Consider the following 12,848-nt stretch of genomic DNA (forward strand, 5'->3'; position numbering starts at 1 on the left):
CTCAGAAGATTTCTTGACTTATTTTTGATCTTTCCTCGGGGCTCTGGCTGGGATTAGCGATGGTATTAATTTTTTTTAGTCGATTGCCAAGTCCCGTGCCGTTAGCAACTTGGATAGATAAACCGGGGCGCGCATTAAGTTCAATAATTAAAGGGCCAAGATTTTTATCCAGGACAATATCAGCCCCTAGATAGCCAAGGCTAGTATGCTCATAACAGGATGCGGCTAAGGGCAGAATATTATTCCAATGCGGAATTGTTAACTCGGTAAAGGCATAGCCTGTGTCAGGATGTTTAGAGACAGGGCGATTGAATTGCACGGCGCGTAACGCTGTACCGGTGGCGAGATCAATGCCCACACCGACAGCGCCTTGGTGCAGGTTGGCTTTACCGTCGGACACATGCGTTGCCAGTCTGAGCATGGCCATCACTGGATAACCCCGAAATAAAATTACTCTCAGGTCTGGGATACCTTCATAGCTATAGTTCGTGAAGACCGGGTCCAGCTGCACCATTGCTTCGATCATAGCCACATCAGGGGTACCACCCAGGCTGTATAGGCCGCTCAAAATATTGGAAACGTGTAACTCAATTTGAGCATTGGTTAGAGCTTCTTCGCTGGGCTTGAAATAAAGGTCGTGGCGTTGTTCGTTGATGACCAAGATACCTTTTCCGCCACTACCCTTGGCGGGCTTGATGACAAATTGGGCATGCGGAGCCAGCATTGAGCGAAGTTTTTTTATGTCGTGCTGTTCACTTACGGTGCCTAGCAGCTCTGGTACAGCAATGCCTGCTTTTTGAGCCAGGAGTTTAAATTTCAGCTTATTGTCAACCAGAGGATATAGGTGTCGTGGGTTATGGCGCGCAATATAACTAAAGTTGCGGCCATTCATGCCCAGTATTCCCATCTCTCGAAGTTTTCTAGGGTTAGCGAGAAACATCTTGATTCATCAAGGTTCGAAAGCGTCTCAGTTCGGATAATCGATACCCGGTATATTGTCCTAACACCATGATTAAGCCCAGGTTAACAAGTAGCATTTCTGGGAAATTGAAGGTGAAATACTCCACCACAGGGTTGGTCATGCAAAGGTATGCGAGCACCGCCACAATCAGGCTGCCGCTACCTTGAATGAGAACCTCATGAGGTCCGTCCTCTTCCCATAAAATGGACATCCGTTCAATGGTCCAAGCGAGAATGATCATTGGGAAGAAAGTAACGGTCAGTGCCTGACTTAGCCCCAGTTTTTGGCTGATAATGCTAATTGCCGCCATCAGTGCAGCCACCACGATAATTACGGATGATATTCTTGCCACTAACAGTAAATTTAAGTGTGACAGATAGGAACGGATGATTAGCCCGGTTCCGACCACGAGCAAGAAGATTATTACGCCAGTAATGAGTGTCGTTTGAATAAATGCCAGGGCGATAAGAATTGGCATAAAGGTACCGGAGGTGCGTATGCCTACGAGAATGCGCATGATGACCACAATTAATGCGCCAATAGGAATGAGCAATATGTATTTAAAGGCGTTTTGTTCCTCAATTGGTAGAGAGTAGATGGAAAAATCAATCAGCGGAGCCTTGGTGTCCTCACCATAACGCAGGGCAAGATCGCGCGATGCCCGTGCATTTTTTATCATAGAAAAATGTACAACCGACTGGCTGCCGCCGGTGACATCTAATAGAGATTGACCTCCGCGCTGCCAGATCACAAAATTTTTCGGTATACCTTGTACGCCAGTGACGGGATTGAATAATAACCATTGATCGCCCTCATGCACTTCAATAAAACTCACCAAGGATTGTCTGCGGCGACCACTTTCTAAATAAAGCCCACGTACAATGCGAGCGGGTATCTTTGCTAACGACAGCAAATCAATGGACAGTTGAGCTTTGAAGTGTTCGCTGTAGTTTTCGCCCAATAGTAGCTGAACACTTTGTTCAAGATTCGGAGAGTTAAGTGATTTTATCAGTTCAGCCGCAAAGGTCTCCGCATTAACAGAGCGTTTTTGTACATCGGCAATAAGGTTCAGTGCTGCTGTTTTATAAGGCTCTTCGAGCTCAACCGGAATTAAGGGCGTAGCCGGATCGAAGGATTTTTTTAAGTTGGTTCCCGTTTTTCCATAAACATCCAAACGGTAAAAAAGTGTCTGCTTGCCAGATGCTGCACGCGATGTCCACTTTGCGCGTCTTTCACCGTTAATTTGTTCCTGCGAAAATCCATACCCGGCAGAGGCGAAGTTTTCTTTTAGATTAATGAAATGCGGTGGTTTATCCGGCAAGGCGAACGATATCAACACCGGATCCCCATAGGCAAGGAATTCCACCTTAGCCTCAATGGTCCAGACTTGTTGTTTTTCGCCAGGCCAGAGCGGAAAACCTAAAGAATAGTGCTTATAGAGTATGAGACCTATACCCGAGCTGACCAGAATTACCACTAGAATAGCGAGCTTAGCCCTAGGCGTCATTGATTAATTTCCGGATTAGTGAGGAATTGTTTGCTAACATCCACGATAGCGAAATCGCTAAGAAAATTGCGACCGATGACGACGGAATATTCGGGATTAACGTGATCAACCAGTGAAAAGTCAATACGTTGATCAATTCCGCCCATAACGACGCGCATTCTCACCAGCGGCCTTTTTGGGGACTCATCATTCGGCTCTTTAATGCGCTTGTGTTTCCTTATGCGTCGCACCAGCTCAACGGGTTCGCTAGTACGAGGGTGTGAAACATGAAACCTAACGTAAGGCTTACCATCACGTTCAAACTTAGTTATATCGAGGGTATTGATCGATGAAGATTCAGCGCCGGTATCCACCCTGGCGGTAAAGGTAAGGCCTGGCGGTTCCAAGTAAACCTTCTCAAGTTGTCCGATAACCGTGTGGGATATTTGATTGTATTCAGGGGCTAAGGATTTCTTCGGTGCAGGAAGCCTTGCTTGTTTGGTATTTTTTAGGGGGGCGACGGGCTTTGAATTGGTGTGAGGGTGCAAGGGTGTTTTCAGTATTTCCAATTTTCGCTGGCTCTGTTCTAACTGCTCTCGTTCTATCGCTATTTGCTCATTCTCTTCATCAAGCTGAGCGAGCTTAAGATCCAGCTCTCTGCGCTCTTCAGCCAATGCCGCTTTTAATTGTTCGAGTGCTTGCTGTTCTTGCTGGAGCTGGTTGCGCTGAGCTTCCTGATCAATTCGATATTGTGAGGCGCAACCACTGAAGAGTAGCGACAAACCGATTAGGTAAGCGGTTTTTGTGAAAGAATAAAAATATAATTTCGACATAGCTTAATCTGTTCAATGCTGTTGAGTTAATGCCCTTAAGGCATCTTAGACATTAAGGAATTAATCAGTGGCTCCTTAAAGTACATAAGATACCATAGATATTTGCAGATAAGCATCAGCTTAGAATTTGAAAATGTTAGGGGGGAGCGTTTTGCAAAGACATTGATTGATAAAAATGTAATTTTTATGGTGATTTTAGCAGTAATACTCATATGGTTGCCTATTTGTCGGGGCGTCACTTTAGCGTTCTATGTTGGTGATAGAATTTCATAATTTAGTCATATTGATCTATTAAACTCAGCGTCATCACTCACCAGTATTTAGAGACATAGTTTATGTGTTATTCCAGTTTATCAGTTGAGGTTATGAATACGGCTTCAAATTATTTTATGGAGACTGAGCTTTGCGACCTGATGCAGGCAGATGAGCTCGGCCAGATTATGCCTGACTACCCTGAAGGTTATATTGTGATTAGCGCCGGGGGTGCAACATCGACAGAGATTCAATTGGTTTTATCGGAAACCGGGATGCAGGATGCGAGAACTAAGGCCGCCTAAGCTTAAATGGAGTAATTTAACTAGTTGGGTGAGAATATTCCTGTTTAAGCAAAAGGCCAATACCACATCGAGTATTGGCCATTTTAATGAGTGCTTGAATTTAGGCTGGTTAGGACAGTAGCATCTGTTTGAGGTCGGCAATTTCTTCCTTTGATTCCTCTAAAATGGCTAAGCTCTGATCTGGCGTTAGTTCCTTAAAAGGAAGCTTATGGTAGGAACCGATATCCGTAATATTAGGGCAGTGCTTCTTGTTGCCAGCACCCATATAATAATGATGCCTAGCGATCATCACGATATCAGCGGTGTCGAATTCCGTATCAGAAATTCGTTTCCAGTCTTCACGTGACTTCACTACTTCGATTAGTTCTTTATCGAACTGCCAGGAACGCAAAATCATTTCTCCTATGCTCGCGGCATAGCGAGTTTTCAGTTTTTCGAACTCAGCCTTTAGGTTGTCGCCAGGAGCTTGATTATTTTTTAGCCATTCAATAAGCGGTAGGCATCCAATATCCTGTAGTAATCCAGCTAACAGTGCTTGATCGGAATCGTATTCTTCACAACGTTCCGCCAGAATCGCGCTAATGGCGGCAATCGTGGTGCTTTGCTGCCATTGTTCCTGCAACAGATCCTTGAGTGCAATTGAGGGTGACTTAAACAGGGATCTGACTGTATAGGTCAACACGATATTTTGTACCGAATGCTGGCCGAGGCGGCAAATCGCGTGTTTTGCCGTTTTGATAGGGATTGGGCCGCGATGCAATGGGCTGTTGGCAATTTTTAGCACATAAGCCGCTAATCCAGCCTCAGTCTGAACGATTTTGGCGATCTGGGCGACATCGTATTGCTCATCTTTAAAACTCTCGCGAATTTTCATTGCTATATCGGGGATCGCAGGAAGTTTGATTTCTTCCTTTTTGAGAGCATCTTCGATCTCAGAAAGGATATTGTCACTCGCGTGTTCTGACTCGTCGAACAATTCTAATTCTCTTGCTAACATGGCTATTACCGCTTACTTGATTTAATTGGCAGTTTCTTCCATAAGCATAGACGCTTTCACAAAAAATTCCTGAAACTTTAAGATAATTTTTAGATAAGTTGGGGCCATAGTGAGGGGGAATTGTAAGCCAAGTGAGCGCGGTCGTGCTAAGAGTAGATCCTTGACCAGCCAAACTAAATTGACGCTTAAATGGCCAGCCTGTGCTGAAGTAATAATTCAATCAACGCTTTCTGTGCGTGTAACCTGTTTTCGGCCTCATCCCAAACGACAGAGCGTGGGTCATCCAGCATATCTTCGCTCACCTCTTCCCCTCGGTGAGCGGGTAGACAGTGCATAAAGAGTGCTGCTGAATCGGCTGTATCCATTAGTGCTGGCGTGACCTGAAAGCCAGCAAATTTTTTCTCACGTTCAGCCTGTTCCTGTTCCTGTCCCATTGAGGCCCAAACATCGGTAACGACAAGGTGTGCAGCATGTGCCGCCTCTTGAGGGTTGCGCACCAGCGTTATTCTGTCCCGGTGCTGTTCTAACAATGAGGTCATCGGCTCAAAGCCTTGTGGACAGGCAATGTTTAAGTGGAAGTCGAGTAACGCGGCGGCATTAATATATGAGTTGCACATATTGTTGCCGTCACCGATATAAGCGACTGTTTTACCTTGGATGGAACCTCTATGCTCCTGATAAGTTTGCATGTCGGCCAGCAGCTGACAAGGATGGAACTGGTCGGTCAAAGCGTTAATCACCGGTACCCGTGAGAAACGTGCAAAGCGTTCAATTTTACTTTGTTCGAAGGTGCGAATCATAATAATATCAACCATGCGTGACATTACTCTAGCGCTATCTTCGATCGGTTCACCCCTGCCCAATTGCGTATCAGTCGGTGATAAAAACATGGCATGTCCGCCCAGTTGAGTCATACCAGCTTCGAATGAAATGCGCGTACGGGTAGATGATTTTTCAAATATCATCGCCATGACGCTACTTTTTAGAGGCTGGTAGGAAACTCCCGCATGCAGCATCTGCTTGAGCTCGGTTGCCCTCAGCAAAAGCTGTTTGAACTCCAGCTCACTGAGATCGTGCAAAGTAAGAAAATGTCGAATGCTCATCGTAGTATCAGTCGGATGATTTGCGCCGGTCACTACTTGCACGTGCTGCGGCACGTCTTTCGGTACTGCGTTCATCAGCCGCATACACTTTAATCAATTTGACGACGGTTTTAATGGCCAGCTTGGCTTCGTCTTCTGTCAGATTAAGAGGCGGTAGTAAACGAATAACGGAGTCCGCTGTGACGTTCAGCAGCAAGCCTTTCGCTTTGGCAAGTACCAATAACTCGGTGCAAGGTGCGTCGAGTTCGATGCCAAACATCATTCCCATGCCACGTATGTCCTTGACGTAGTTGGCAAATTTTAACTCTTCCTTTAGATCAGCGAGCATCTGCGCACCTAATTTAGCAGCATGAGCCGTTAGGTTTTCGCTGATAATAGTATTGACGGTTGCGATAGCCGCAGCACAGGCTAACGGGTTACCGCCAAAAGTGGAGGCATGGTTGCCTGGTTGAAAAACCTTTGCGGCCGTGCCTTTCGCCAAACAAGCGCCAATAGGAAATCCATTACCCAAGCCCTTAGCCGTGGTAACAACATCCGGTACGATATTATTATGCTGATAGGCGAAGTAAGCACCAGTTCTACCGTTTCCAGTTTGTACTTCATCGAGCATCATCAGCCAATTATTGGTGTCGCAAAGCGTTCTAATTTGATTCAGGTAGTCGGTATCGGGGATTTTAACGCCACCTTCACCCTGAATAGGTTCGAGTAAAATCGCAACGACATTGGGATTGTTTTTGGCGATAGACTCAAGTGCCTGAATGTCATTGTAGGGGGCTCTGATGAAACCGCCGACCAGAGGCTCAAAGCCTGCCTGGGCTTTGCGACTGCCGGTTGCCGACAAGGTTGCCAAGGAGCGACCATGAAAGGAATTTTCCATCACAATAATATTTGGAGAAGAAATTTCACGTTGGTGACCGTATAGTCGAGCCAGTTTGATGGCTGCTTCATTGGCTTCTGCGCCGGAGTTGCAGAAAAAGACGTTGTCCATGCCGGATACGTCACACAAAAGATCAGCCAACTGTGACTGTAACGGGATAGTATACAGGTTGGAGGTATGAACTAACCGTCCAGCCTGCTCGCGTATCGCCCGGGTCACGGTGGGGTGACAGTGTCCGAGCCCGCAGACAGCGATACCGCTGATGAGATCAAGGTATTTATTGCCATCGGTGTCGAATAACCAAGCTCCCTGTCCTTGTTCAAATTCAGTGGCTGCACGGTTATAGGTTGCCATTAAATGTTGATCGGCCATGTTTCAAGGGTCCTCAAAACGCAAAAAGGCAGCATTGGCTGCCAAACTAAAAGGCAAATAATAATAGGAACCCGTGATGAAGTCTACGATCTCGCACTTTATCCTTGCTTTTAAGCCTGTTCACATGATCTTAACGGAACTAAAGGTATATTCAGCTATCTATTGAGCGCTATCATCGGCGAACTGGCTGGGTGAACTGCCGTACGCTGCGATATGACTACTTGGGGTAAAGACTATCTAATCCGCTGAGATCACTGTAAAATGCCGCCCCTAATTTCAACTAGCGTTAATCACGAGGTGAATTATGGATGTATTAGACACCATAAAAGAACAAATCGAATCAAACAACATTATCCTTTACATGAAAGGATCGCCACAGCAGCCGCAGTGTGGGTTTTCAGCGCAAGCCACACAGGCACTGATGTCCTGTGGTGAAAGGTTTGCTTTTGTTAATATTCTGGATAACCCAGATATCCGTGCGACGTTACCGAGTTATTCGAATTGGCCCACCTTTCCTCAGCTGTTTATTAATGGTGAACTGGTTGGTGGCTGCGACATTATTGTCGAGCTGTTTGAGAAAGGTGAATTACAAACCATGATTAAAGACGCTGTATCTGAGTCGAAGGCAAGCGGCGAGTAGGGAATTGGTAGACCAGTAGCCCTTACGTAATCGAAAAAGTAATTGTTACCGAGAAGCGGTTGACCCCGTTTAAGGTTGTAATACAATGGGTGTACTTTACACAGAACTGAAGGGAGATTTTGTATCATGAGCGTTCTAGTAGGAAGACCGGCCCCCGATTTTACCGCCCCAGCCGTGCTAGGCAGTGGTGAAATTGTTGACGGCTATAATTTATCTGAAGCAATCAATGGTAAATATGCGGTGATATTTTTCTATCCGTTGGATTTCACCTTTGTTTGTCCCTCTGAATTAATTGCCTTTGATCACCGTTATCAAGCATTCGCGGAGCGCGGTGTTGAAGTGATTGGCGTTTCTATCGATTCACATTTTACCCATAATGCGTGGCGAAATACGCCAGTGGATAAGGGTGGTATCGGCCAAGTGCAATACACCTTAGTTGCCGATGTTAAGCACAGTATTTGTCAGGCTTATGGGGTTGAACATCCTGCGGCGGGCGTGGCTTTTCGCGGTTCGTTCCTGATCGATAAACAAGGCCTGGTGCGCCACCAAGTGGTGAATGATTTACCATTGGGGCGTGATGTGGATGAAATGATTCGCATGGTTGACGCACTACAATTCCATGAAGAGCATGGCGAGGTTTGCCCGGCGGGTTGGAATAAGGGCAAAAAGGGTATGAATGCTTCCCCTGATGGCGTAGCGGCCTATTTAGCCGAGAATGCCGATAGCCTGTAGTATCTTGCTAATATGGTGTTAAAAAACCCCAGTTTCGGCTGGGGTTTTTGTTTTTAAGCGCACTGGTTTTTTAAGGATACAGTCAGCGGTAAGAGCCTCTTAATCGAAATTCTGCTGCCAACCTCCTGTTTGCTCCCAGCCACCTAATTCCTGCCAGCGGTTGATGATGGTACAAAATAGTTCAGCAGTTTTCTCCGCGTCATAGCGTGCTGAATGTGCTTCCTGACTATTAAAGTCGATCCCCGCGGTTTCGCAGGCACGCGATAGTACGGTCTGCCCAAAGGCTAGGCCAGCCATACTTACCGTATCGAAGTTGGAAAAGGGGTGAAAGGGGTTGCGTTTGATATCACAGCGTTGCACCGCCGCGTTGATAAAACCGTGGTCAAAATGTGCGTTATGGCCCACGAGTATTGCCCTCTTGCAGCCACTGGACTTAACCGAACGGCGAATTACCTTGAATATTTCCTGTAGCGCATCTAACTCTGGATGAGCAATACGCAGCGGGTGGTAGGGGTCGATGCCGGTAAATTTAATGGCAGCCTCTTCGATATTTGAGCCTTCGAACGGTTGCACATGAAAGGCCACGGTTTCGTGCGGATAGATGATGCCCTGTTCATCCATTTCCAAGGGTACAGCGGCAATTTCCAAGAGCGCGTCAGTTGCTGAATTAAAACCGCCAGTTTCCACATCAATCACTACGGGAAGAAAGCCGCGAAAGCGCTGAGCGATGATCGTGGTTGATCTGTTGTTATGTTCAGACAAGCGTAGTTCCTTATACGTTGGAGACTTGCCAATGGATGGTCTCGCCGGCAAGTAATGGTATGAGCTGTTGATCGCCAACAGTCACCTGCTTAGGCATCTGCCAAGGCTGTTTGACTAAGGTAATTTGATCTGAATTGCGTGGCAATGAGTAAAAGTCAGGACCATGATGGCTAGCGAAGCCCTCCAGGTGCTGTAGCGCATTCATCCGCTCGAAAATCGTGGCATACAATTCGATGGCCGCTGGTGCCGTGTAGCAACCAGCGCAGCCACAGCTGGTTTCTTTGGTTTCTTGACTGTGTGGCGCGGAGTCGGTGCCGAGAAAAAATTTACTGTTACCACTGGTAACCGCTTGCAGTAATGCCTGTTGGTGGCGGTTACGTTTGAGTATGGGTAAACAATAGTAATGCGGGCGAATGCCGCCGACCAGCATGTCATTTCGGTTAAACAGTAAGTGCTGAACCGTAACGGTGGCGGCGATATTGGCTGGGGATTCCTGCACGAACTGCACGGCCTCTGCGGTGGTAATGTGCTCCATGACGATTTTTAAACTGGGAAAACGCCGCACGAGCGGTGCAAGGGTACGCTCGATGAACACCTGTTCGCGATCGAAAATATCGATATCGGCGTCAGTCACTTCGCCATGCAGCAAAAGCGGTAAGCCGCGCTCTGCCATTATCTCCAGCAGCGGGTAGCATTTCTCTAATTGCGTAACGCCGGAGTCCGAATTGGTCGTGGCTCCCGCCGGATAATATTTGATGGCGTAAATATTGGCGTCATCGCAGGCACGAGTAATTTCCTCTGCACTGGTGTTGTCAGTTAAATACAGGGTCATGAGTGGGTCGAAATGGCTGGACGAATCTAACTGCGCCAATATCCGCTGCCGATAAGCCATTGCTTGCACGCAGGAAGTGACCGGTGGTTTAAGATTGGGCATGACGATTGCGCGACCAAAATAGCGCGCCACATCGGCGACGGTAGTATTGAGAAATTCGTTGTCACGAAGGTGTATATGCCAGTCGTCGGGGCGCGTAATGGTTAACTTATCCATGCAATTTTATATGTTAAATTATTTAGAGAAACCGTTTCAGCATCCTAACCTATCATCGAATTTATAGATAGTAGTGGTAACCTACTTATCAGATCAATTCGGTCATGTTGAGCAGTTTGGTTTGGTTAGGGTTTTGATATTCCAGCTAAAGTTTTTAGGCGAACGGTCGACACGCTTCTTAGTCCATCAAATTATTTAAGTCGCTCAAAATATGAAGCAAAAAAACAACCGGATTAAATGGTTCACAGCCTTTCTAGTTGTGATAGGGTTTAGTTATTCCTGTCACAGTTACGCTATGCGAGATGCCCGTGCTTATGGCGCGTACATTGAGGATAGCGAGTGGAAGACAACCGGTTCTGAGCTTGAGTGTGGTCTTTCCCAGCAGATTCCGGAATTTGGAGAAGGGATCTTTTTACAAAAAGCCGGGGAAAATCTAGAATTCCGATTGAAGTCCTATAGCCGTATTTTGAAGCCCGGTGAGGCTTCCTTGATCGCACAGGGCCCCGCTTGGAAACCCAACACACAGGCGCGCACAATTACAACTTTGGAAGTGACTGATCACACGACGCCAGTACAAATAGGAACACCTTACTCCTCAATTATGTTAGCGCAGCTGAATCAGGGTATGATGCCGACTATTTCGGCGCTAAGTGATGCCTCCATCACTGCTGGTGAGCAGGTCAAGGTGGTGATGTCTGCGGTGAATTTTCAGCAGGCATATCGGGACTATGTGGGTTGCTTGTCACAATTATTGCCGGTTAATTATAAGCAGATTGCGCGCTCTGCCATTTTTTTTGATACGAATGATACCTCGTTAAGCGAGGGAATCCAGCAACAACTGGACTTGATTGTGCGTTATGTCAAAGCGGATAAAAAAATCCAGCGTATTTATATTGACGGTCATACCGATGACGTAGGCGATAAGCGTAATAATGTTAATTTATCCAAAGTTAGAGCGGCGGCAGTAGAAAATTATTTCAAACAAGCCGGTGTTGATAACAAGCTAATGATGCTGCGTTATCATGGTGACAAATACCCGGCCCTCAAGAACACATCAGATGAAAATCGGGCGCGAAACCGCCGAGTGACGATCCGTTTAGAACGCAAATAGTACTCTTTTTACCCTCTTCAAAGCCTAATTTAATCTATGGTGGCGCTGTTAATGCATGGCGTCGCGGTTTAAAATAGCGCCCTTTGTATATTTGTTGAGCGTTCGATAGTGATTCGAGGCCAAGTTTCGGGGTGAAAATGTCTGATATCAAAAAAGTTGTACTAGCCTATTCTGGCGGTCTAGATACTTCGGTGATCTGCCGATGGTTACAGGAAACCTATCAGTGTGAAGTGGTGACTTTTACCGCCGATCTGGGTCAAGGTGAAGAGGTTGAACCAGCCAGAGCGAAAGCTAAGGCCATGGGCATCAAAGAAATTTATATTGATGATTTGCGTGAAGAATTTGTGCGTGATTTTGTCTTTCCCATGTTTCGTGCCAACACCTTGTATGAGGGTGAGTACCTGTTAGGCACTTCCATTGCCCGTCCGTTGATTGCGAAACGGCTCATTGAGATTGCCAATGAAACCGGGGCCGATGCCATTGCGCACGGCGCGACCGGGAAGGGTAACGATCAAGTGCGTTTCGAGTTAGGTGCCTATGCACTTAAACCTGGGGTAAAGGTTATCGCACCCTGGCGTGAGTGGGAGCTGAATTCTCGTGATTCTCTGCTCGCCTACTGTGAAACCCACAATATTCCGGTCGAGAAAAAACGTGGTACCAAATCGCCTTATTCGATGGATGCTAATTTACTGCATATTTCCTACGAAGGGGATATCTTGGAAGACCCTTGGACAGAGCCGGAAGAGGATATGTGGTTGTGGAGTGTCTCGCCGGAAAAGGCGCCGGATCAGCCGACTTACATCGAACTTACCTATGAGTGCGGCGATATCGTTGCGATTGACGGCGAAGCCATGTCGCCCGCTACGGTATTGGCTTATTTAAACAAGGTCGGCGGCGCGAACGGCATTGGCCGTGCCGACATTGTAGAAAATCGTTTTGTCGGCATGAAGGCGCGAGGTTGTTACGAAACCCCCGGCGGCAGCATTATGTTAAAGTGCCATCGGGCGATTGAGTCCATTACCCTGGATCGTCAAGCCGCACATCTCAAAGATGAAATGATGCCACGCTACGCCGAGCTGATTTACAACGGCTTCTGGTGGTCACCGGAGCGTAAAGCACTGCAGGCGCTAATCGATCAAACTCAAGAGTATGTCAATGGACGGGTGCGACTCAAACTCTACAAAGGCAATGTGACTGTCGTTGGCAGGGCGTCTGAAGATAGCTTGTTTGATGCTAGTATCGCCACCTTTGAGGACGACGCGGGTGCCTATAATCAAAAAGATGCGGAAGGTTTCATCAAACTGAATGCGCTACGTATGCGTATTGCCGCGAAAAAGAACCGCAATCTACTCAAATAGAGGCGTCTACC

The 12,848-nt window shown here is 46.8% G+C and carries 13 protein-coding genes; 5 read left to right on the forward strand and 8 right to left on the reverse strand.

Features of this window, described 5'->3' with window-relative positions; translation table 11 throughout:
• Position 1: 1 nt before the first annotated feature.
• From H6995_03665 to H6995_03675, 3 genes are read right to left on the reverse strand one after another with little or no spacing between them, the layout of a single operon-like run.
• Entirely contained in the window at positions 2-940 is a 939-nt protein-coding gene (locus H6995_03665) for an alpha-L-glutamate ligase-like protein (GenBank protein ID MCP5214090.1), read from the reverse strand.
• A complete protein-coding gene (locus tag H6995_03670; GenBank protein MCP5214091.1) occupies positions 927-2,468 on the reverse strand; it encodes an inactive transglutaminase family protein in 1,542 nt (513 codons plus the stop codon). The genes H6995_03665 and H6995_03670 overlap by 14 nt, the downstream gene beginning before the upstream one ends.
• A complete protein-coding gene (locus tag H6995_03675; protein ID MCP5214092.1) occupies positions 2,465-3,280 on the reverse strand; it encodes an ATP-dependent zinc protease in 816 nt (271 codons plus the stop codon). The genes H6995_03670 and H6995_03675 overlap by 4 nt, the downstream gene beginning before the upstream one ends.
• A gap of 365 nt (positions 3,281-3,645) precedes the next feature.
• Here H6995_03675 and H6995_03680 point away from each other — a divergent pair, with 365 nt between their 5' ends.
• Positions 3,646-3,837 carry a hypothetical protein gene (locus tag H6995_03680; GenBank protein ID MCP5214093.1) on the forward strand — a complete coding sequence of 64 codons (192 nt, stop codon included), beginning with the start codon at positions 3,646-3,648 and terminating at the stop codon, positions 3,835-3,837.
• A 109-nt stretch (positions 3,838-3,946) separates the two neighbouring features.
• Here the strand turns inward: H6995_03680 and H6995_03685 are convergent, their stop codons facing one another.
• From H6995_03685 to H6995_03695, 3 genes are all read right to left on the reverse strand, one after another.
• Positions 3,947-4,834: an HDOD domain-containing protein gene (locus tag H6995_03685; GenBank protein ID MCP5214094.1), complete on the reverse strand. Its 888-nt coding sequence runs from the start codon at positions 4,832-4,834 to the stop codon at positions 3,947-3,949.
• Between the two features lie 185 nt (positions 4,835-5,019).
• Complete coding sequence (argF, locus tag H6995_03690; GenBank protein MCP5214095.1) at positions 5,020-5,937, reverse strand: ornithine carbamoyltransferase; 918 nt, start codon at positions 5,935-5,937, stop codon at positions 5,020-5,022.
• Between the two features lie 7 nt (positions 5,938-5,944).
• Positions 5,945-7,186, reverse strand: a complete 1,242-nt coding sequence (locus H6995_03695; GenBank protein MCP5214096.1) for an aspartate aminotransferase family protein — start codon at positions 7,184-7,186, stop codon at positions 5,945-5,947.
• 304 nt (positions 7,187-7,490) lie between these two features.
• On the opposite strand from H6995_03695, the gene grxD reads away from it, so the two are divergent.
• Positions 7,491-7,826, forward strand: a complete 336-nt coding sequence (gene grxD, locus H6995_03700; protein ID MCP5214097.1) for a Grx4 family monothiol glutaredoxin — start codon at positions 7,491-7,493, stop codon at positions 7,824-7,826.
• A gap of 126 nt (positions 7,827-7,952) precedes the next feature.
• Positions 7,953-8,558 carry a peroxiredoxin C gene (locus H6995_03705; GenBank protein MCP5214098.1) on the forward strand — a complete coding sequence of 202 codons (606 nt, stop codon included), beginning with the start codon at positions 7,953-7,955 and terminating at the stop codon, positions 8,556-8,558.
• Positions 8,559-8,657: 99 nt separating this feature from the next.
• Here the strand turns inward: H6995_03705 and rnt are convergent, their stop codons facing one another.
• Together rnt and pyrC are read right to left on the reverse strand one after the other, a co-directional pair.
• Complete coding sequence (rnt, locus tag H6995_03710; protein MCP5214099.1) at positions 8,658-9,320, reverse strand: ribonuclease T; 663 nt, start codon at positions 9,318-9,320, stop codon at positions 8,658-8,660.
• A 10-nt stretch (positions 9,321-9,330) separates the two neighbouring features.
• Positions 9,331-10,368, reverse strand: coding sequence for a dihydroorotase (gene pyrC, locus H6995_03715; GenBank protein ID MCP5214100.1), 1,038 nt, complete (start codon positions 10,366-10,368; stop codon positions 9,331-9,333).
• 211 nt (positions 10,369-10,579) lie between these two features.
• On the opposite strand from pyrC, the gene H6995_03720 reads away from it, so the two are divergent.
• Together H6995_03720 and H6995_03725 are read left to right on the forward strand one after the other, a co-directional pair.
• Positions 10,580-11,479 (forward strand): OmpA family protein, encoded by a 900-nt coding sequence (locus tag H6995_03720; protein ID MCP5214101.1) that lies wholly within the window; start codon positions 10,580-10,582, stop codon positions 11,477-11,479.
• A 137-nt stretch (positions 11,480-11,616) separates the two neighbouring features.
• Positions 11,617-12,837 carry an argininosuccinate synthase gene (locus tag H6995_03725; protein MCP5214102.1) on the forward strand — a complete coding sequence of 407 codons (1,221 nt, stop codon included), beginning with the start codon at positions 11,617-11,619 and terminating at the stop codon, positions 12,835-12,837.
• Positions 12,838-12,848 lie beyond the last annotated feature (11 nt).

Source organism: Pseudomonadales bacterium (genome assembly GCA_024234615.1).
GTDB lineage: Bacteria > Pseudomonadota > Gammaproteobacteria > Pseudomonadales > IMCC2047 > JAJFKB01.